The sequence below is a fragment of the Exiguobacterium sp. KKT215 genome (assembly GCF_055635335.1).
Map to the genome: position 1 here is coordinate 42,501 of NZ_CM145756.1, position 19,442 is coordinate 61,942.

Below are 19,442 nucleotides of genomic sequence, written 5' to 3' on the forward strand. Positions count from 1 at the left end.
AGAATGAACCGGCGAGTTACGATGGCGGGCGAGGTTAAGCCGATGAGGCGGAGCCGCAGCGAAAGCGAGTCTGAATAGGGCGCATCAGTCCGTCGTCGTAGACCCGAAACCAGGTGATCTACCCATGTCCAGGATGAAGGTCAGGTAACACTGACTGGAGGTCCGAACCCACGCACGTTGAAAAGTGCGGGGATGAGGTGTGGGTAGCGGTGAAATGCCAATCGAACCTGGAGATAGCTGGTTCTCCCCGAAATAGCTTTAGGGCTAGCCTCGAGGTGTAGAGTTCCGGAGGTAGAGCACTGATTGGACTAGGGGCCCCCACAGGGTTACCGAATTCAGTCAAACTCCGAATGCCGGCAACTTGTACTCGGGAGTCAGACTGCGAGTGATAAGATCCGTAGTCGAAAGGGAAACAGCCCAGACCATCAGCTAAGGTCCCAAAGTGTATGTTAAGTGGAAAAGGATGTGGCGTTGCACAGACAACTAGGATGTTGGCTTAGAAGCAGCCACCATTCAAAGAGTGCGTAATAGCTCACTAGTCGAGTGACGCCGCGCCGAAAATGTAACGGGGCTAAACATACCACCGAAGCTATGGATCCCGTAAGGGATGGTAGGGGAGCGTTCCAAGCAGCAGTGAAGCGGTATCGTGAGGAGCCGTGGAGCGCTTGGAAGTGAGAATGCCGGTGTGAGTAGCGAAAAGAGGGGTGAGAATCCCCTCCGTCGAAAGCCCAAGGTTTCCTGAGGAAGGCTCGTCCGCTCAGGGTTAGTCTGGACCTAAGCCGAGGCCGAAAGGCGTAGGCGATGGACAACAGGTTGATATTCCTGTACCGCCGTACCACCGTTTGAACGATGGGGGGACGCAGAAGGATAAGGTAACCGTGCGACTGGAAGTGCACGGACAAGCAGCGAGGCCGTCGGGTTGGCAAATCCGCCCGGCACACAAGGTTGAGCTGTGACGTGGAGCCCGTAGGGCGAAGTACCGGATTTCACGCTGCCAAGAAAAGCCTCTAGTAAGGAGGTCGGCGCCAGTACCGTAAACCGACACAGGTAGGCGAGATGAGAATTCTAAGACGCGCGGGATAACTCTCGTTAAGGAACTCGGCAAAATGGTCCCGTAACTTCGGGAGAAGGGACGCTTATGGCAACATAAGCCGCAGTGAATAGGCCCAAACGACTGTTTAGCAAAAACACAGGTCTCTGCTAAATCGCAAGATGAAGTATAGGGGCTGACGCCTGCCCGGTGCTGGAAGGTTAAGGGGATGTGTCATCGCAAGAGAAGCACTGAACCGAAGCCCCAGTAAACGGCGGCCGTAACTATAACGGTCCTAAGGTAGCGAAATTCCTTGTCGGGTAAGTTCCGACCCGCACGAAAGGCGTAACGATTTGGGCACTGTCTCAACGAGAGACCCGGTGAAATCATAGTACCTGTGAAGATGCAGGTTACCCGCGACAGGACGGAAAGACCCCATGGAGCTTTACTACAGCCTGATATTGAGGCTTTGTACGCGATGTACAGGATAGGTGGGAGTTTGTGAAGCCGGAGCGCCAGCTTCGGTGGAGACACCCTTGGGATACCACCCTTTGCGTATAGAGTCTCTAACTCGCAGCCGTGATCCGGCTGGAGGACCGTGTCAGGTGGGTAGTTTGACTGGGGCGGTCGCCTCCTAAACAGTAACGGAGGCGCCCAAAGGTTCCCTCAGAATGGTTGGAAATCATTCGAAGAGTGCAAAGGCAGAAGGGAGCTTGACTGCGAGACCTACAAGTCGAGCAGGGACGAAAGTCGGGCTTAGTGATCCGGTGGTTCCGCATGGAAGGGCCATCGCTCAACGGATAAAAGCTACCCTGGGGATAACAGGCTGATCTCCCCCAAGAGTCCACATCGACGGGGAGGTTTGGCACCTCGATGTCGGCTCATCGCATCCTGGGGCTGGAGTAGGTCCCAAGGGTTGGGCTGTTCGCCCATTAAAGCGGTACGCGAGCTGGGTTCAGAACGTCGTGAGACAGTTCGGTCCCTATCCGTCGTGGGCGCAGGAAATTTGAGGAGAGCTGTCCTTAGTACGAGAGGACCGGGATGGACGCACCGCTGGTGTACCAGTTGTTCCGCCAGGAGCATCGCTGGGTAGCTACGTGCGGACGGGATAAGTGCTGAAAGCATCTAAGCATGAAGCCCCCTCCGAGATGAGATTTCCCTTTGAGCAATCAAGAAAGACCCCTCAGAGACGATGAGGTAGATAGGTCATGGGTGGAAGCACGGCGACGTGTGGAGCTGAATGATACTAATCGGTCGAGGCTTTGATCTAGTCTAATGGTTTGTGTGAATTGATGAGTCTTCAGTTTTCAGGGAACAACCCTGAAATGGATTGACACGCTCTTGGGGCGATGTTAATATTCTTTTGTCTGGTGGCGATAGCGAAGCGGCCACACCCGTTCCCATGCCGAACACGGAAGTTAAGCGCTTCAGCGCCGAAAGTAGTTGGGGGTCTCCCCCTGTGAGGATAGGACGTTGCCAGGCCAACGCGAAAGACGATCAAGCATCCGCTTGATCGTCTCTTTTTGTATATAAGTCGCATCTATTTCGGATAGGAAGGTTGCCTATATGACTCGAAAACCTAAACATAATCCTTTCACATTTATGGAAACATTGGAGCAACATGTACGCGAAGATCGTGTCTCGTTTCATGTACCTGGTCATCATAATGGATCAGTAAGAGATGAGAAACTTCCGACTGTATTCCAAAAAATAATGCCGTACGATTTAACAGAACTCGGACACTTGGATGATTTACATCATGCTGAAGGTATTATTCTAGAAGGAGAGAGGGCACTAGGATCTCTTTATCAAAGTAAAAGTAAATGGTTAGTGAATGGGTCAACGGCGGGAAACTGGAGTCTGTTGGCAGCAACTGTGAAACGGGGAGAACGAGTATATGTACAACGTAATTCCCACAAATCCGTGTGGAACGCCATTGAGTGGCTCGGTTTAGAACCCATTTTACTCACTCCTGAATTAGATAGAGGGAGCAGTTTACCGACTGTCGTCACATTAGAAACAATTCAAGATGCTGTCACGCAGTACCCAGGTGGGAAGGCCCTCCTACTGACGTCTCCTACTTATTACGGAGATATGGCAAACATCCCGGAGATCAGTGCTTATTTGCGTCCGTTGCATATTCCACTCTTAGTTGATGAAGCACATGGCGCTCATTTGATTCATCCTACATTTCCAAAGCGATCCGCTATTTTCGAAGGAGCTAGCGCCGTTGTCCAGTCTGCTCATAAAACCCTTCCAGCACTCACGATGGGTGCTTGGGTCCACTATAAGGAAGAGATTAATGAGAAACGTTTATTTCATGCACTCTCTTCTTTTCAAACGTCTAGTCCGTCTTATTTGATTATGGCTTCACTCGATTACGCTAGAGAGTATCTCGAAAATTTGAGTGAACGAGATTGGACACATATTCAAAAAAGTCATTTCGCATTCATCATGGAAATGAGACGAGCTGGCTTTTCAATCAAAGTGGGCGATGATTTTACCAAAATGACCGTACTGACATATCCGAAAAATGGTCTCATCTTTAGTCAACATTTGGCGTCAATCGGTATTGATGCGGAACTAGCTGCAGAAGATCATGTGTTATTCTGCCTGCCGTTAAGGGAATTAAAAAGCCAAGAGATTCAACATTGGGTAAAACTGATTAAAAATGCATCACAACATGTCCCGCTCATTGTCGAAGATGAAACAATTTATCCTTACCCGATGACAGAACGTGTTTCGGTGTTGCATGCTATTTCAGATGATGCAGATATCATTCGCAAATCGTTTGAACAAGCAATCGGAGCCGTCGCTGCAGAAACCGTTATCCCTTATCCACCAGGAATTCCGTGGATACTAAGAGGAGAAGTCATCACACACGAGAAAATTAGGGTATTGAATGAATGGATTTCACTAGGACGGAACCTTCAAGCAAGTAGGCATGTTATGATGAAACAAATTGATGTTATCGTAGAGGAGTTTTAATCGTGAAAGGTATGTTTATTACTGTAGAAGGTCCCGACGGTTCGGGGAAAACCACGCAGTTGCAATTGTTAGTTCGTTCATTGACTGAAAAAGGATACGAAGTAGTCGTCACTCGAGAACCAGGAGGGACCAAAGTCGGAAACAGTATTCGAGAGGTCTTATTATCACCAGAACATGATGAAATGACCCCACGCGTCGAGATGATGCTGTATGCCGCGTCCCGTGCCCAAAACATCGATCAAGTGATTCGACCTGCTCTTAAACGAGGGGCGATTGTTGTGTGTGATCGATTTGTCGATGCCTCGATTGCCTATCAAGGATATGGACTCCAATATGATTTGAATCAAATTCTATCACTGAACGAGTGGGCAACGGCCGGGATTAAACCCGATTTGACTTTCCTCTTTGATTTGACCCCTGATCAAGCGAGTCGTCGCATGAAAGATCGAGGTCAATTAGACCGTATCGAGAGCCGAGATGAGTCTTTCCATCAACGCGTATACGATGGGTTCAAAAAAATATTAGAACAACATCCGGATCGGATGGTTCGTATCGATGCGAACGCTACAATTGAAATGATTCAAGATGAAGTGTTAGACATTACGTTAGAACGATTAAATGAAAGAGGAGTGACGCAATGATGAAGATGGTAATCGCGATTGTACATGATAAGGACAGTGCTCGGTTGTCAGATGCTTTAATCGAAGAGGACTTCCGCGCAACAAAATTAGCCACAACGGGAGGCTTTTTGAAAGAAGGTAACACAACGTTCATGATTGGTGTACCAAAAGAACGGTTAGATGATTTGCTCGCGCTAATCAAATCGAATTGCTCGAGCCGAGATCAAATGATCACGCCGATTTCACCGATGGGCGGTCACGCTGATTCATATATTCCGTATCCGGTAGAAGTACAAGTTGGCGGAGCGACGGTGTTCGTCTTGCCGATTGAAGGATTCCATCAGTTTTAATGGGAACGGTCACGAATATGAGCTTTCAAGATTTAGCGAAATCTCAAACGGTTATCGCCAAAGTGATTGAAAATTCGATTGTCGCTCAAAAGGTGGGTCACGCCTATATTTTCTCGGGAGATTATGAACCTTATTTAATTGAGACAGCGCAACTGTTTGCAAGATCCCTTTTTTGCGAGTCGCCTGACGGGGTAGAGCCGTGTGGCAGTTGTCGAAACTGTAGACGGATGGATTCGGGCAACCTCGTCGACTATATGGAAGTGGAACCTGATGGGGCCAGTATCAAAAAAGAACAAGTTCAACAATTGTTGAGCGACTTGTCGCTACGTGGAGCAGAAGGGGACCGTCAAATATATGTCATTCATCAAGCGCATAAAATGACACCTCAGGCGGCCAACAGTCTCTTAAAATTTTTCGAAGAACCGGGCATTGGGAAACTGGCCATCTTGGTCACGACCCAGCCGCAACTCTTATTACCAACCATTCGCTCGCGGGCTCAGCATTTAGTGTTTCGACCGATTGATCGAGAACGGCTTGTGGAAACGTTGGTCGCAGACGTGCAATGTACGAGCGATTTAGCACGTCTTGCTTTAGAGACATATCCGAAATTCGAAGACGCCCGTGAGGCGCTTCACAACGACTGGTTTGTACAGGCGTATGGGCTAGTGGTACAATTAGTTGAAGTGTTGACAAAACGCCCGCAAGAATTGCTTTTATTCGCCCAAGAAAAATGGCTCGGTCATTTTAAAGGGCGGAATGAATTGCGAGTCGGTCTCGAGCTGTTCGGAAATTGGTTGGAGCAAGCGCTCCACTTCAAAGTGCGAACAGACTATGTTCCGGAGTTGTTTACGAAAGAACAAGCGCTATATACCGCGCTTGTAAAAGATCGTCCGGTTCATAAAATCGTCCATGCTATTGAATCTGTCCATGAGGCGATTCGACGGCTTGAGGCAAACGTCAATCCTCAATTAACGTTCGAACGGTTAACGTTCGATTTGCAGAAAGGATAGGAGAGCGTGCTTGAAGTAGTCGGAGTCCGTTTTAAAGAAGCGGGAAAAATCTATTACTTTTCACCAGGCGAAGCAACGCTTGAACGTGGAGACCATGTCATCGTAGAGACGGTACGAGGCATCGAATACGGTGAAGTCGTCCAAGTTGGTAAGCAACTGGGTGAAGACGAAGTAGTATTGCCGTTAAAGACAATCCTTCGTGTCGCCGATCAAAAAGATGCCGAAATCGTTCAAGACAATCGATTGGCAGCATTTGACGCTCACGCCGTCTGTGAAGAAAAAATTCGTGAACATCGACTTGAAATGAAGTTAGTAGATGTTGAGTATACATTTGATCGTAATAAAGTCATCTTTTATTTCACGGCAGAGGGGCGCGTTGATTTTCGGGAACTCGTCAAAGATTTAGCAAGTGTGTTTCGCACCCGGATCGAACTCCGTCAAATTGGAGTTCGGGACGAAGCGAAACTGCTGAGCGGAATCGGGCCTTGTGGTCGTGTGTTGTGTTGCTCCTCGTTTTTAGGGGAATTTGAGCCGGTATCGATTAAGATGGCCAAGGATCAGAACTTATCCTTGAATCCGAATAAAATCTCCGGTGTGTGTGGTCGTCTCATGTGCTGTCTGAAATACGAGAATGATACGTATGAAGAATTGAAGCGGGATTTACCCGACGTCGGAAAACGAATCAAAATTCCAGAAGGTGACGGACGTGTCATCGGTCTCAATATCTTGGATCAATTGATTCAAGTCGAGTTGAATGATCGGACCCGTGTTGTGACGTATACAATCGACGAGCTCGTCGAGGTCGGTGCAGTCAAACGAAAACCGTCGAAACAGTGATGGGGTGCTGAGCAGTGGAAAGAATGGATAAAAAGGAAGTCATGATGCGGGTCGATGCGATCGAGCAACAAATGCAATTGTTGACGGAGCATTTAGGGGTGCTCAAAGAGCAACTCGCCTATTTGCTCGAAGAAAACCAACACATGTATCTCGAAAACCATCATTTGCGTGAAAAAGTGGAGCAACTTGCAGAAGTCGAGACGCCTGACGGGGATCCCCAAATTGCGTTGTCCGGAAAAGGACAGAACAATCTGGCGGCGTTATACCAAGAAGGATTTCACATTTGTAATTTGCACTATGGACAAGTCAGAAAAGACGGAGACTGTCTCTTCTGCATGTCGATGCTAAATAAACATTAATAAGGGGCGATAGACGGGGGTATTCCCGTCCGTCGCCTTTGTACGTTATGTAGGAGGGAAATGGCGTGACTGTTAAACAAGGTGAACGTCTTGATGATTTGTTAGGGCGTCCCGGCAAGATCATTCAAAGTGATGACGTTTTTTCATTTTCATTGGATGCCGTATTACTCGCCGAATTTGTATGGGTGCCGATTCAAAAAGGGAAGCTCGTCGATTTGTGCGCCGGCACGGGGGCGATTCCGCTCTTTTTATCATATCGAACGAAAGGGACGGTCACGGGTGTTGAAATCCAGCCTCGCCTCGTCGACATGGCCAATCGTAGCATTGCCATCAATGAGTTGGACGAGAGGCTCCACATCGTTGAAGGGGACGTGAAAACCGCTGCAAGTCGATTAGGACATGCCCGTTACGATGTTGTCACGTGCAATCCCCCTTATTTTTTGGCGAACGAGACATCGTTACGCAATCAAAATGAACATCATACGATTGCACGCCATGAAGTCCTTTGCACACTAGAAGACTGTATTCGTTCAGCCAGTCAACTCGTCAAACCGGGTGGCAAAGTAGCCTTCGTCCATCGTCCGGAACGATTACTCGACATTCTGACGCTCATGCGGGCGTATCGGATTGAACCAAAGCGAATGCAACTCGTTTATCCGAAGCAAGGTCGAGACGCGAACACATTGTTAATAGAGGGGTCGAAAGATGGAAAAGCAGGGCTCACAATCTTACCTCCGTTTATCGTTTATGAGGAAGATGACACGTATACGAGCGACATGCGGGCAATCCTCGATGCGTAAGCACTTTGCCTATATTCTCGAGTGCAACGATGGCACGTACTATACCGGATATACGACGGATGTGGATAAGCGGATGGAAGTGCATAACAGCGGCAAAGGTGCGAAATATACACGAGCTCGTCTCCCGGTGACGTTGCGATATGTCAGGTCGTTTGCGACCAAACGCGAAGCCATGCAGTACGAATGGTCCATCAAACAACTCACGCGGGCTCAAAAACAGCAATTGATGGAGGGAACGAGTAATGAACTCACAGAAAAGTTACCAGACTGATGGGCCCACGCTCTATGTTGTGCCGACGCCGATTGGAAATTTAGAAGACATGACGTATCGGGCGGTTCGAATTTTAGGAGAAGTCGATTTGATTGCGGCTGAAGACACGCGCCAAACGATGAAACTCTGTCGCCATTTCGGCATTGAGACGAAACTGGTCAGCTACCATGAGCATAATAAGCACGTGAGTGGCCCTCGCTTAATCGAAGATATCGAGGCGGGCAAGTCGGTCGCCGTGGTCTCAGACGCTGGCATGCCGGGTATCTCAGACCCTGGGAGTGACCTCGTGAGGTTAGCCATTCAAGCGAGGCTCCCCGTCGTCGTACTCCCTGGAGCGAACGCAGCATTGACGGCTCTTGTCGCCTCTGGTCTTGCGACCGAGCGGTTTTTGTATTATGGATTCTTGCCCCGTAAAAAGAAAGAGCGCCTCGATGTGTTGTCATCCTTACAATATGAACCGGGCACTATCATTTTTTATGAAGCGCCACATCGGTTAAAAGAGATGCTGACCGGGATTCAAGACGTGTTCGGCAACCGGCAACTCGTTCTCGGACGAGAGTTGACGAAAACGTTTGAAGAGTTTTTACGAGGGACGGTAGAAGAAGCGTTGGTCTGGTGCGAAGGCGAAGTACGCGGCGAATTCGTCGTCATGGTGGAAGGATCGACGGAAGCGGCACCGACACACGATTGGTGGGAGGCACTATCGCCCCTCGAGCACGTCGACCGTTACATTGAAGATGGCTTAAAACCGAACGCTGCCATTAAACAAGCCGCTAAAGAGCGGGGTCTGTCACGGAGTGAAGTGTATGACGCGTATCATCAAGTCGACAAAAAAGAGTAAGCAAGGAATCCCTTGCTTACTCTTCGCTGTAGTAGTTTTCGAGCATGTTTTTCAACTCGACGAGAACGCGTTGTGCGCCTTCTGGTGAAAGGATCAATTTACCGTCAGCCAACTTGAAGTTGTCATCCGATACTTCGCCCGTCACTTGGCAAGTCATGTTCGGTTTGTATTTTTTCAACACGATTTGATCGTTGTCGACGTAGATTTCAAGTGCATCTTTCTCAGCGATCCCGAGTGTGCGGCGCAATTCGATTGGAATGACGACACGACCGAGTTCATCAACTTTCCGTACGATACCTGTAGATTTCATTTTGTGTTTCCTCCTCCAATGGTGTCGAAATCTCTTGGTGACATGAGTCGTCAAAATTCGACAATGTTACTACAGCAAAAAGCATACTAAACTTTCCAATTGTAGTCAACTGCTTACTATTGGAAATCTACATTTTCGAAAAATGACGATGTGGGAGCGATATATACCTAAAATTCCCCGAAAGTTAGGACCTGAAACAAAGAAAGGGTTTTTTTGGAACATATTTTATGAGATAACAACAAAAAAATTCCAAACAATTGGTTTGGAAATTCTTTTGTCGAACCGTGTATAATGGAAATTGCAAATGTCGAAAGGATGGAGAACATACAATGGCGAAGCCTACTTTTTATATTACGACTCCGATTTACTATCCGAGTGCCAAACTACACATCGGTCACGCTTATACGACGGTGGCCGGCGATGCGATCGCGCGCTATAAGCGTTTGAAAGGTTTTGACGTTCGTTATTTGACTGGGACGGATGAACACGGTCAAAAAATTCAAGAAAAAGCGAAAGAAGCCGGTGTGACACCGCAAGCGTTCGTGGATGAAGTTGTCAAAGACATCAAAGTGTTATGGGACCGTCTCGAAATCTCATATGATGACTACATCCGTACAACAGACGCACGCCACAAAGCTGTCGTCGAGCATGTGTTCGAGACGCTTCTTAAAAATGATGATATTTATCTCGGAGAGTATGAAGGTTGGTACTCGATTCCTGATGAGACGTATTATACGGAGTCTCAGCTCATCGACGGGAAGAGCCCGGACAGCGGCCACCCAGTCGAACTCGTACGCGAAGAGTGTTACTTCTTCCGTCTCAGCAAGTATGCGGATCGTTTGATCGAGTACTTCGAGTCGCACCCTGACTTCATCTTGCCAGAATCGCGCAAAACGGAGATGATCAACAACTTCTTGAAGCCGGGTCTTCAAGACTTGGCTGTCTCACGGACGACGTTTGACTGGGGTGTACAAGTCCCATCGAACCCGAAGCATGTCGTATACGTATGGGTCGATGCCCTTACGAACTATATCTCTGCCCTCGGCTACGGGTCGGACAACGACGAGTTGTTCAACCGCTATTGGCCAGCCGATGTCCATTTGGTCGGAAAAGAGATCGTCCGGTTCCATACAATCATTTGGCCAGCGTTGCTCATGGCGCTTGATCTCCCGTTACCGAAACAAGTTTTCGCACATGGTTGGTTGCTCATGAAAGACGGTAAAATGTCGAAATCAAAAGGCAACGTCGTCGACCCAATTCCACTCATCGACCGTTACGGACTCGACTCGCTCCGCTACTATCTTCTTCGTGAAGTTCCATTCGGGGCAGACGGTACGTTCACACCGGAAGCGTTCGTCGATCGCTTGAACTTTGACCTGGCGAACGACCTCGGGAACCTGCTCAACCGGACCGTGGCCATGATTAAGAAGTATTTTGATGGGAACATTCCGGCGTACGCGGGCAATGTGACGGAATTCGATGCCTCATTGCTTCAAGTCGTCAACGAGACGACAGCGAAGACGGAAGCGGCTATGGAACACATGGAGTTTTCGGTGGCGCTCACAAGCATCTGGCAACTCGTTAGCCGTGCCAATAAATACATTGATGAGACACAACCGTGGGTCCTTGCGAAGGATGAAACGAAACGAGACGAACTGGCGTCGGTGATGACTCACCTCGCCGGCGTGCTCCGTCACGTCGCGGTCATGATTCAACCGTTCATGACACGGGCGCCGAAAGAGATGTTCCGTCAGCTCGGTCTCGAAGGAAAAGATATGTCATGGGAAGCGCTCGATACGTTCGCAGCCTTCGATGGAGCCGTCGTCACAGACGGGACACCGATTTTCCCGCGTCGTGACGTCAAAGAAGAAGTCGATGCGATTCAAGAAATGATGCGTCAAGCGTCGCAAGCTCGTGTCGAAGAAGCCGAAGCGGAAGCGGGCGACGTCGAAGATGAGGACGTGCGTCCGGAAATCACGATTGACGTCTTTGACCAAGTCGAGTTCCGCGTCGGCCAAATCGTCGAAGCCGATAAAATCAAGAAGGCGAAGAAGTTGTTGAAACTTCAAGTCGATCTTGGCGGGGAGACGCGTCAAATCGTCTCGGGTATCGCGGAATGGTATACGCCGGAAGACTTGGTTGGCAAGAAAGTCATCGTTGTCGCCAACTTGAAGCCGGTCAAACTGCGTGGCGAATTGTCACAAGGGATGATTTTAGCGGCTGATAAAGACGGCAAGCTTGAACTTGCGACCGTATCTGAGAATATGCCGAACGGGGCCATCGTCAAATAATCGTTTGGGGGAGACTTCGGTCTCCCTCTTTGTCTATACAAGGAGGAACCATCATGTTGATTGATACACACACACATATCAATGCCGAACAGTTCAATGAAGACGTCGAAGCGACGATTGAACGGGCTCGTGCTGCGGGCGTTTCCCCGATGCTCGTCGTCGGGTTCGACAATCCGACCATCACGCGTGCCATCGAGCTCGCGGAAACGTATGAAGACATTTACGCGATCGTCGGCTGGCACCCAGTCGACGCCGTCGATTGCACGGAGGCCGATTTGGCAAGAATCGAGACACTGATGGATCATCCGAAAGTAATGGCGCTCGGGGAGATCGGGCTCGACTATCATTGGGACAAATCACCTAAAGATGTCCAACAGCACGTGTTCCGGCAACAAATCGCCATCGCGAAACGGACGAATATGCCGATCGTGATTCACAATCGGGAAGCGACCGCCGACGTGCTCGATATTTTAGAGGAAGAACACGCCGAAGAGGTCGGGGGTGTGTTCCATAGTTACAGCATGTCCGTCGAACTGTTGGAGCGCTGTCTGCGTTTGAACTTCTATATTTCTCTTGGGGGACCGGTGACGTTCAAGAATGCGAAAGTACCAAAAGCGGTGGCACAACAAGTCCCGCTCGATCGACTCCTCGTAGAGACAGACTGTCCGTATTTAACGCCGACGCCGTTCCGTGGCAAGCGGAACGAACCGGCTTACGTCACGTATGTCGCCGAAGAGATTGCATCGCTACGTGACATGTCTTACGACGCACTTGCTGAGGCGACGACCGCTAATGCGAAGCGCCTGTTCCGTCTCCCATGATGTTCAGACGGATCATGTTAAGCGTCGGCGTCGTGGCCACCGCTGTGTTCGCCTATATGGCGATGCAACCAGAACCTATCACCATCATCGATGACGGAGTGACGATGGTGCATGAGAGTCGGGGCGAATCGGTGTTAGATGTGCTTGAAGAGACGGGGATTGTCGTTGACGAGTCAGACGTCGTGACGCCGGCTTTGAGTGCGGATATCCCGCTCGACCGAGTTATTCAGATTGAGCGGGCCCGTACCGTCTCGCTACAAATTGGTTACGGACAAATCGAAACGATTGAGACGCGTGAACGGACTGTCGAAGACGTGTTGCTTCGTTATGGAGTGAGTGTCCGTGACGGGGACGATGTGTACCCGGGCGTCCGTACCCCTATTACATCGGGTATGACCATCCGGTATCAGCCTGTCGTCGCACTCGATGTCATTGTCGGCGATGAGGCGAAGACGGTTCATACGATGGCTCAAACTGTCGAGCAGGCGCTACAGGAGGCGAATGTGACGGTTTCTGACAAGGATACTGTCGAACCGGCTCTGGCGACACCAGTGCGAGACGGGATGACAATCACGGTCAATGTGAGTCGAGACGTCGTGCAGTATGAAAATCGACTCATCCCATTTGAAATCGTCAGAGAAGAGGACGACACGCTTGCGCTCGGAGAAACCGAGGTTGTTCAAGTCGGTGTCCCTGGACTCGAACGGACGCGGTATGCACTGACAGTGGAAAATGGTACAATTACAAATCGGACCGAAACAAGCGTGGAAACGCTGCGAACCGTACGCCCTCAAATCATAAAACTTGGAACGAAGGTCGTAGTTGAACCAGAAACGAACCAAGAGACCGAGCAAGAACAAGAGGAGACGGCAACGACCGAACCGTCGAGCCCGTTTCGAGAGGAAGCAGAGATTAAAATCGAAGAGACGCCTCGAGCCGAGGATGTCTTAGATTTCACCTCTGCGAAACAGCTTCTCGTCGAGGCGACGGCGTATACGAACAATGCAGAAGATACAATCACGTTTGACGGCAGGGTACTGACGCGCAGCGGTTATGATGTGACGGACACGATTCTGTATGAAGGCATGCGAATCATCGCGGTCGATCCAGCCATCATCCCACTCGGCACACGCGTTTACGTCGAAGGGTTTGGCATGGCGATTGCCTTGGACACAGGCAGTGCCATCAAAGGCAATAAAATCGATGTGATGATGGACTCAAAAGAAGAGGCGGTGACGTTTGGGCGTCAGCCACTCACGATTTGGGTCATCCCGAAGCAAGAAGAGAAAGAAGGAACCGATGATGCGTGAAAAGATACAAGAAGTGATCGTCGTCGAAGGTCGAGACGACACGACGCGGCTACAGGAAGTATATGACGTCGATACGATTGAAACGAACGGATCGGCCGTTTCGAAGCAAACCATCGAGCGAATCAAACGTGCCCAGGAGAAACGAGGCGTAATAATTTTGACGGACCCGGATTATCCGGGTGATCGCATCCGTGCCATCGTCGAGGAGCAAGTCAAAGGGTGCAAGCATGCCTATCTCCCTCGAGCCGAAGCGAAAGACAAGCGCGGTAAAATCGGGGTCGAGCATGCTTCTCCAGCGACGATTCGCCGTGTGCTCGAAGCGTTGTATGAACAGCGGGTTGAGACGGACATGCCGCTCGTCACCCGTCAGATGGTGCTCGAGGCCGATTTGATTGGCGGACCAGACGCGGCGCGGCGGCGCAAACGACTCGGGGTGTTACTTCGCATTGGTGAACCGAACGCGAAACAGTTTGTGAAACGTGTGGAAGCGTTACGGGTCACGATTGAAGAATGGGAACGAGCACTGGCTCAGTTAGAGGAGGAAAATCATTGAAAGACATCGCCACAATTCAACGCACGAAATCAATTCTAGAACGTCACGGCTTCTCGTTTAAAAAGTCGCTTGGACAGAACTTTTTAATCGATTTAAATATTTTGAATAAAATCGTAGACGCCGCGGAGCTAAGTGAAGCGAGCGGGGTGCTCGAAATCGGTCCCGGTATCGGGTCATTGACGGAACAGTCTGCCAAGCGGGCTAAAAAGGTCGTCGCCCTCGAAATCGACCAACGTCTGCTTCCGATTTTGGAAGACACGATGTCTCCTTATCCACACGTGCATGTCATCCACGGCGATGCGCTCGAGCTCGATATTCAAGCCATCGTCGAGCGTGAGTTTTTCAGTCAAGGTATCGAAGACATCTCGGTCGTGGCGAACTTGCCGTATTACGTGACGACGCCAATCATCATGCGTTTACTGGAAAGCCAAATCAAGTTCCGCTCACTCGTCATGATGATTCAAAAAGAAGTTGCCGAGCGGATCGGAGCGAAGCCTGGGACGAAAGCATACGGCTCTCTTTCGATTGCAATTCAGTATTACGCAGAGGCGAACGTGAGCTTTATCGTCCCGAAAAGTGTGTTCATGCCGGCGCCGAACGTCGATTCAGCGGTCATCACGTTGAAGATGCGCCCCAAACCGGCGGTCGACGTGAAGGATGAAGCCTTCTTCTTTGAGATTGCCCGTGCCAGTTTCGCGCAACGTCGGAAAACGATTTTGAATAACTTGACGAATCACCTGGGCAAAGATAAAAAAATGGAAATCGAACGTCTCTTAGGTGAGGCTGAAATCGATCCAAAACGGCGAGGCGAAACGCTTTCGCTTGAAGAGTTTGCCCGGTTAGCGGACACAATTTTACCACTTAAAAACAGTTGACGACCGGATAGCGAATCGATATAATATTAATCTTTATTTTCATTTCTGAATGTGTTATACTTGTAACAGTGAGGTGAAGCGTATGCCAAAGACGTTGCAAGAAATCAGACAGAAACTCGAATCGCATGTTGGAGAACGATTGACGTTGAAAGCAAACGGCGGTCGTAAGAAAGTCGTTACTCGGTTTGGAACGCTCGTTGAGACGTATCCCGCGGTGTTCGTCGTCAAATTGGATGAAGACCATCATAACGTGGAACGTGTCTCATATAGCTACGCTGATGTCCTAACGGATACAGTTAAAATTGAATTCAGCAATTGAACGATAAATGAGAGGCGGATGCATTGGCAGCTGCTTCTTTTTTTGTGCGCTCGTTTACGGTACAATGGCGAACAGGAGATACATGGGAAGGGTGAACGATATGCGCACGATCAGTGTGAAAGCGCCGGCAAAAATCAATTTGACGCTTGACGTCCTTGGGAAGCGGGCAGATGGCTATCATGAAGTAGAAATGGTAATGACGACAGTAGATTTATCGGATCGACTGGAATTGACCGTCCTTGATACAGACGAGATTCGGATTCAATCTGAACATGCCTATGTGCCGAATGACCACCGGAACTTGGCGTATCGTGCAGCCGAGTTGTTGCGGAAGCGATTTGGCATCAAGCAAGGTGTCGAAATCGTATTGGATAAGCAGATTCCGGTCGCGGCAGGGCTTGCTGGCGGATCGAGTGACGCTGCCGCGACGCTTCGAGGTATGAACGACCTGTTCGATCTCGGCCTGTCGTTAGAAGAGTTGGCCGAACTTGGGGCCGCCGTCGGATCGGACGTATCGTTTTGTGTCATGGGGGGAACAGCCATCGCGCGCGGACGCGGTGAACAGTTAGAGACAATCCCGTCACCGCCACCGTGTTACGTCGTCTTGGCGAAACCGAAAATCGGGGTATCGACGGCCGACGTCTATCGCGCGGTAGAGATGGAGAAGATTGTGCATCCAAACACCGAGGCTATGGTCACGGCGATTCGTGATCGTGATTTTGACGGCATCTGTTCAAACTTAGGCAATGCCCTCGAGGCGGTCACGCTCGAACTTCATCCGGAAGTTCGCCAAATCAAAGAAACGATGCTCCACTGCGGAGCGGATGGGGTGCTCATGAGTGGAAGTGGTCCGACCGTATTCGCACTAATTGAGCATGAACAAAAAGCACATCGTGTCTATAACGGGCTGAAAGGATTTTGTCCTGAAGTGTTCGTCGTTCGGATTCTCGGCAAAAAACATTGAACAAAGACGAATGAGAATGATATATTCTGTTTAGAACATTCGTCTATTATTGAAGAAGTGAAGGGGAATCCGTATGAAAATTCGTAGAAGTGGTCGTCTCGTTGATATGACCCGTTATTTGCTGGACCATCCGCACCAGCTCGTCTCGTTATCGATGTTTTCGAGCCGTTATAAAGCAGCCAAGTCATCCATCAGTGAAGATTTGGTCATTGTCAGTGAAATGTTGGCCCACGATGGCACGGGTAAACTGGTCACGGTGCCAGGAGCGGCCGGTGGCGTCATGTTCATCCCAGGGTGGAGCAAAGACAAGTCGCTCTCGATGATCGACGGGCTATGTGAACAGTTGTCGAAGCCAGAACGGTTGCTCCCAGGAGGTTATCTCTATTTGACAGACGTCCTCGGTAACCCGCGTCAAGTGAAGCCGATGGGCCAAGTCTTCGCCTCGGTGTTCGCTGATCGGAAAGTCGATGTCGTCATGACGATTGCGACGAAAGGGATTCCGCTCGCCTACGCTGTAGCCGAGCAACTCGGGGTACCGTTTGTCATCGTTCGGTCCGATAGTCGTGTCACCGAAGGTTCGACCGTGAGTATCAACTACGTCTCCGGTTCGTCGAAGGCGATTCGCACGATGGCGCTCGCGCGTCGCAGTTTGCCACGTGGCGCGAACGTGCTGTTGATTGACGATTTCATGAAAGCTGGCGGAACGATTCGCGGAATGATGAGTCTCTTGAACGAGTTCGAAGCGAACCTTGCCGGTGTCGGCGTACTTATGGAAGCAGAAGGCGCCGAGAAGAAAATGGTGAGCGAATACGTCAGTTTAATGAAATTGACGAACGTCGACTCGGATGAAGGTCTCGTCACGATTTCGCGTGGAAACGTCGAACAGTTCTTAAAGTGATTGGCAAAAAATTGATTTCGTTTTATGATGAAAGGGTATAAGATTCGTACGAAGTCAATCGGTTCGCTTGGAATCATCTCAGCCTTTTAGAAAGTACACCACGGTCCAGACAACGATGAAAAGGGGATGCGAAACATGCAGATCACAGACGTAAAAATTCGCAAAGTCGCGACGGAAGGTAGAATGAAGGCACTGGCCTCCATTACACTCGACCACGAATTTGTGGTACACGACCTTCGAATCATTGAAGGGAGTACCGGTCTGTTCGTAGCGATGCCGAGCAAGCGGACGCCAGAAGGAATTTTCCGTGACATTGCTCACCCGATTAATGGAGATATGCGTCAGAAAGTCGAGGCTGCCGTTTTAGAGGCGTACGGTCAAGAGGACGTCGCCATCGCCGAGACGCAAGCCCAATATAATGCCATGAACGAGTAATATTTGACAGCGGATGGGGATCCTTCCGCTGCCTTTTTACGTTTCATTGGTTACGAATAGGTACAACGGTTGAAACCGCGTCATGGTTTCGATATAGTAGATACGGTGTAAATAAGGTTTGAATGTATAAAAAACCGAACATTTGAGTACATTACAGTCGATATGAGATAGGAGCGAATCAAGAATGGATCGTTTTGCAGTCATTTTGGCAGCAGGTAAAGGGACGCGCATGAAGTCGAAGCTTTATAAAGTACTTCATCCGGTCCTTGGAAAACCGATGGTCGAACACGTCGTCGATCAACTCGACAAAATCGGGGTCAGTCGTCAAATCGTCATCGTCGGCCATGGGGCTGAAGCGGTACAAGAGACGTTGGGCTCACGCGTGGAGTATGCGGTCCAAGAACAACAGCTCGGTACGGGCCATGCGGTACAGATGGCAGAAGCTGAACTCGCAGGCAAACCTGGCGCGACGCTCGTCGTTTGCGGCGATACACCGCTATTGACAGCGGAAACGCTCGAGGCGTTGTTGGCCCATCACGAGGCGCAACAGGCAAAAGTGACCGTGTTGACTGCGATTGCTGATGATGCGACTGGATATGGCCGCGTCATCCGCGGGGAAGACGGAAATGTCACACAAGTCGTCGAGCATAAAGATGCGTCTGACACTGAACTAGAGATTCGTGAAATCAACACCGGAACGTACGTGTTCGATAACGAGCTCTTGTTTGATGCATTGAAGCAAGTCGGGAACAACAACGCTCAAGGCGAGTACTACTTGCCGGACGTCATCTCGATTGCGAAAGAAGCAGGCGAAGTCGTGGCAGCACACACGGCGCCGACATTCGATGAAACGATCGGCGTCAACGATCGTGTCGCTCTCTCACAAGCTGAAGCGGTCATGCGCAAGCGGACGAACGAACGCCTCATGCGTGAAGGTGTCACATTCATGGATGCAGCTTCGACATACATCTCACCAGATGCCGTCATCGGTTCGGATACGATCATCTATCCAGGGACGGTTATTCTCGGGAAAACGATTATCGGTTCAGAGTGCGTGATTGGTCCAAATTCAGATATCCGCAATAGCGTCATCGAAGACGGTGCGACGGTTCGTCAATCGGTCGTAAGTGACAGCCGTGTCGGAACTGAAGCACAGGTCGGGCCGTTCGCCCACCTTCGTCAACAAGCAGTCCTCGGCGCGAATACGCGCGTCGGTAACTTCGTGGAAATCAAAAAATCAACGTTCGGAGACGGTGCGAAAGCATCACATCTCAGCTATATCGGAGATGCTTCGATCGGGGAACGCGTCAACCTCGGCTGTGGCTCGATCACGGTCAACTATGACGGCAAGAACAAGTTCGAAACGGTCGTCGAAGCCGATGCATTCGTCGGCTGCAATGTGAACTTGATCGCTCCGGTGAAAGTCGGAAAAGGCTCAATCGTAGCAGCCGGTTCGACGATCACGGATGACGTTCCTGAAGAGGCGCTTGCGATTGCACGCGAACGCCAAACGAATAAAGAAGGTTACACGAAACGATAAGTTGCTGCCTATTATTATGG

The 19,442-nt window shown here is 49.9% G+C and carries 20 protein-coding genes and 2 rRNA genes (1 of these 22 only partly in view); 21 read left to right on the forward strand and 1 reads right to left on the reverse strand.

All coding sequences use genetic code 11. The features are described 5' to 3' along the window. The 11 genes from ACZ2GZ_RS00235 to rsmI form a co-directional block, all read left to right on the forward strand. Window positions 1-2,300: ribosomal RNA gene (locus ACZ2GZ_RS00235) — 23S ribosomal RNA — on the forward strand; it begins 614 nt to the left of the window's first position. A gap of 96 nt (window positions 2,301-2,396) precedes the next feature. Next, window positions 2,397-2,512: ribosomal RNA gene (gene rrf / locus ACZ2GZ_RS00240) — 5S ribosomal RNA — on the forward strand. Window positions 2,513-2,596: 84 nt separating this feature from the next. Then, on the forward strand, window positions 2,597-4,018 hold the full coding sequence (locus tag ACZ2GZ_RS00245; RefSeq protein ID WP_251135331.1) for an aminotransferase class I/II-fold pyridoxal phosphate-dependent enzyme: 1,422 nt from the start codon (window positions 2,597-2,599) through the stop codon (window positions 4,016-4,018). 2 nt (window positions 4,019-4,020) lie between these two features. After that, window positions 4,021-4,659: a dTMP kinase gene (gene tmk, locus ACZ2GZ_RS00250; RefSeq protein ID WP_029594396.1), complete on the forward strand. Its 639-nt coding sequence runs from the start codon at window positions 4,021-4,023 to the stop codon at window positions 4,657-4,659. Next, window positions 4,659-4,988 carry a cyclic-di-AMP receptor gene (locus tag ACZ2GZ_RS00255; protein ID WP_029594397.1) on the forward strand — a complete coding sequence of 110 codons (330 nt, stop codon included), beginning with the start codon at window positions 4,659-4,661 and terminating at the stop codon, window positions 4,986-4,988. Before tmk ends, ACZ2GZ_RS00255 begins: the two co-directional genes overlap by 1 nt. A 17-nt stretch (window positions 4,989-5,005) precedes the next feature. Continuing rightward, window positions 5,006-5,998, forward strand: coding sequence for a DNA polymerase III subunit delta' (locus ACZ2GZ_RS00260; RefSeq protein WP_470295392.1), 993 nt, complete (start codon window positions 5,006-5,008; stop codon window positions 5,996-5,998). Between the two features lie 6 nt (window positions 5,999-6,004). Beyond that, complete coding sequence (locus ACZ2GZ_RS00265; protein ID WP_021065761.1) at window positions 6,005-6,835, forward strand: PSP1 domain-containing protein; 831 nt, start codon at window positions 6,005-6,007, stop codon at window positions 6,833-6,835. 23 nt (window positions 6,836-6,858) lie between these two features. Next, on the forward strand, window positions 6,859-7,194 hold the full coding sequence (yabA, locus tag ACZ2GZ_RS00270; protein ID WP_021065760.1) for a DNA replication initiation control protein YabA: 336 nt from the start codon (window positions 6,859-6,861) through the stop codon (window positions 7,192-7,194). Window positions 7,195-7,259: 65 nt separating this feature from the next. After that, window positions 7,260-7,994 carry a tRNA1(Val) (adenine(37)-N6)-methyltransferase gene (locus ACZ2GZ_RS00275; RefSeq protein WP_021065759.1) on the forward strand — a complete coding sequence of 245 codons (735 nt, stop codon included), beginning with the start codon at window positions 7,260-7,262 and terminating at the stop codon, window positions 7,992-7,994. Then, window positions 7,987-8,265, forward strand: a complete 279-nt coding sequence (locus ACZ2GZ_RS00280; RefSeq protein ID WP_470295393.1) for a GIY-YIG nuclease family protein — start codon at window positions 7,987-7,989, stop codon at window positions 8,263-8,265. The genes ACZ2GZ_RS00275 and ACZ2GZ_RS00280 overlap by 8 nt, the downstream gene beginning before the upstream one ends. Further along, a complete protein-coding gene (rsmI, locus tag ACZ2GZ_RS00285; RefSeq protein WP_021065757.1) occupies window positions 8,237-9,106 on the forward strand; it encodes a 16S rRNA (cytidine(1402)-2'-O)-methyltransferase in 870 nt (289 codons plus the stop codon). The genes ACZ2GZ_RS00280 and rsmI overlap by 29 nt, the downstream gene beginning before the upstream one ends. Before the next feature lie 16 nt (window positions 9,107-9,122). Here the strand turns inward: rsmI and ACZ2GZ_RS00290 are convergent, their stop codons facing one another. After that, complete coding sequence (locus ACZ2GZ_RS00290; RefSeq protein WP_012727742.1) at window positions 9,123-9,416, reverse strand: AbrB/MazE/SpoVT family DNA-binding domain-containing protein; 294 nt, start codon at window positions 9,414-9,416, stop codon at window positions 9,123-9,125. A 329-nt stretch (window positions 9,417-9,745) separates the two neighbouring features. Between ACZ2GZ_RS00290 and metG the strand changes: the two genes are divergently transcribed. The 10 genes from metG to glmU all read left to right on the forward strand — a co-directional run bounded on the left by metG (window position 9,746) and on the right by glmU (window position 19,422). Further along, window positions 9,746-11,707 (forward strand): methionine--tRNA ligase, encoded by a 1,962-nt coding sequence (gene metG, locus ACZ2GZ_RS00295; protein ID WP_470295394.1) that lies wholly within the window; start codon window positions 9,746-9,748, stop codon window positions 11,705-11,707. Window positions 11,708-11,760: 53 nt separating this feature from the next. Beyond that, on the forward strand, window positions 11,761-12,528 hold the full coding sequence (locus ACZ2GZ_RS00300) for a TatD family hydrolase (RefSeq protein ID WP_021065755.1): 768 nt from the start codon (window positions 11,761-11,763) through the stop codon (window positions 12,526-12,528). Window positions 12,529-12,542: 14 nt separating this feature from the next. Continuing rightward, window positions 12,543-13,838 (forward strand): ubiquitin-like domain-containing protein, encoded by a 1,296-nt coding sequence (locus ACZ2GZ_RS00305; protein ID WP_353048058.1) that lies wholly within the window; start codon window positions 12,543-12,545, stop codon window positions 13,836-13,838. Next, a complete protein-coding gene (rnmV, locus tag ACZ2GZ_RS00310; protein WP_058765147.1) occupies window positions 13,831-14,391 on the forward strand; it encodes a ribonuclease M5 in 561 nt (186 codons plus the stop codon). Before ACZ2GZ_RS00305 ends, rnmV begins: the two co-directional genes overlap by 8 nt. Further along, window positions 14,388-15,266, forward strand: a complete 879-nt coding sequence (gene rsmA / locus ACZ2GZ_RS00315) for a 16S rRNA (adenine(1518)-N(6)/adenine(1519)-N(6))-dimethyltransferase RsmA (protein WP_214756923.1) — start codon at window positions 14,388-14,390, stop codon at window positions 15,264-15,266. The genes rnmV and rsmA overlap by 4 nt, the downstream gene beginning before the upstream one ends. Before the next feature lie 82 nt (window positions 15,267-15,348). Beyond that, window positions 15,349-15,585 (forward strand): Veg family protein, encoded by a 237-nt coding sequence (locus tag ACZ2GZ_RS00320; protein WP_021065751.1) that lies wholly within the window; start codon window positions 15,349-15,351, stop codon window positions 15,583-15,585. A gap of 100 nt (window positions 15,586-15,685) precedes the next feature. Continuing rightward, the gene (ispE, locus tag ACZ2GZ_RS00325; protein ID WP_034796941.1) at window positions 15,686-16,549 is read left to right on the forward strand and encodes a 4-(cytidine 5'-diphospho)-2-C-methyl-D-erythritol kinase; all 864 of its coding nucleotides are present in this window, start codon (window positions 15,686-15,688) and stop codon (window positions 16,547-16,549) included. A 73-nt stretch (window positions 16,550-16,622) separates the two neighbouring features. Continuing rightward, complete coding sequence (purR, locus tag ACZ2GZ_RS00330; RefSeq protein WP_021065749.1) at window positions 16,623-17,447, forward strand: pur operon repressor; 825 nt, start codon at window positions 16,623-16,625, stop codon at window positions 17,445-17,447. Between the two features lie 135 nt (window positions 17,448-17,582). Further along, window positions 17,583-17,882: a septation regulator SpoVG gene (spoVG, locus tag ACZ2GZ_RS00335; RefSeq protein ID WP_021065748.1), complete on the forward strand. Its 300-nt coding sequence runs from the start codon at window positions 17,583-17,585 to the stop codon at window positions 17,880-17,882. A gap of 184 nt (window positions 17,883-18,066) precedes the next feature. Further along, the gene (glmU, locus tag ACZ2GZ_RS00340) at window positions 18,067-19,422 is read left to right on the forward strand and encodes a bifunctional UDP-N-acetylglucosamine diphosphorylase/glucosamine-1-phosphate N-acetyltransferase GlmU (RefSeq protein WP_470295395.1); all 1,356 of its coding nucleotides are present in this window, start codon (window positions 18,067-18,069) and stop codon (window positions 19,420-19,422) included. Window positions 19,423-19,442: the final 20 nt, after the last annotated feature.

Bases quoted from the DNA above. Each gene is read 5' to 3' on its own strand.
- ACZ2GZ_RS00305 (WP_353048058.1), top strand. From the start codon at position 12,543: ATGTTAAGCGTCGGCGTCGTGGCCACCGCTGTGTTCGCCTATATGGCG.
- ACZ2GZ_RS00260 (WP_470295392.1), top strand. From the start codon at position 5,006: ATGAGCTTTCAAGATTTAGCGAAATCTCAAACGGTTATCGCCAAAGTG.
- rsmI (WP_021065757.1), top strand. From the start codon at position 8,237: ATGAACTCACAGAAAAGTTACCAGACTGATGGGCCCACGCTCTATGTT.
- rnmV (WP_058765147.1), top strand. From the start codon at position 13,831: ATGCGTGAAAAGATACAAGAAGTGATCGTCGTCGAAGGTCGAGACGAC.
- ACZ2GZ_RS00300 (WP_021065755.1), top strand. From the start codon at position 11,761: ATGTTGATTGATACACACACACATATCAATGCCGAACAGTTCAATGAA.
- yabA (WP_021065760.1), top strand. From the start codon at position 6,859: ATGGATAAAAAGGAAGTCATGATGCGGGTCGATGCGATCGAGCAACAA.
- spoVG (WP_021065748.1), top strand. From the start codon at position 17,583: ATGCAGATCACAGACGTAAAAATTCGCAAAGTCGCGACGGAAGGTAGA.
- ACZ2GZ_RS00290 (WP_012727742.1), bottom strand. From the start codon at position 9,416: ATGAAATCTACAGGTATCGTACGGAAAGTTGATGAACTCGGTCGTGTC.
- ACZ2GZ_RS00255 (WP_029594397.1), top strand. From the start codon at position 4,659: ATGAAGATGGTAATCGCGATTGTACATGATAAGGACAGTGCTCGGTTG.
- metG (WP_470295394.1), top strand. From the start codon at position 9,746: ATGGCGAAGCCTACTTTTTATATTACGACTCCGATTTACTATCCGAGT.
- glmU (WP_470295395.1), top strand. From the start codon at position 18,067: ATGGATCGTTTTGCAGTCATTTTGGCAGCAGGTAAAGGGACGCGCATG.
- ACZ2GZ_RS00320 (WP_021065751.1), top strand. From the start codon at position 15,349: ATGCCAAAGACGTTGCAAGAAATCAGACAGAAACTCGAATCGCATGTT.
- ACZ2GZ_RS00280 (WP_470295393.1), top strand. From the start codon at position 7,987: ATGCGTAAGCACTTTGCCTATATTCTCGAGTGCAACGATGGCACGTAC.
- ispE (WP_034796941.1), top strand. From the start codon at position 15,686: ATGCGCACGATCAGTGTGAAAGCGCCGGCAAAAATCAATTTGACGCTT.
- purR (WP_021065749.1), top strand. From the start codon at position 16,623: ATGAAAATTCGTAGAAGTGGTCGTCTCGTTGATATGACCCGTTATTTG.
- ACZ2GZ_RS00245 (WP_251135331.1), top strand. From the start codon at position 2,597: ATGACTCGAAAACCTAAACATAATCCTTTCACATTTATGGAAACATTG.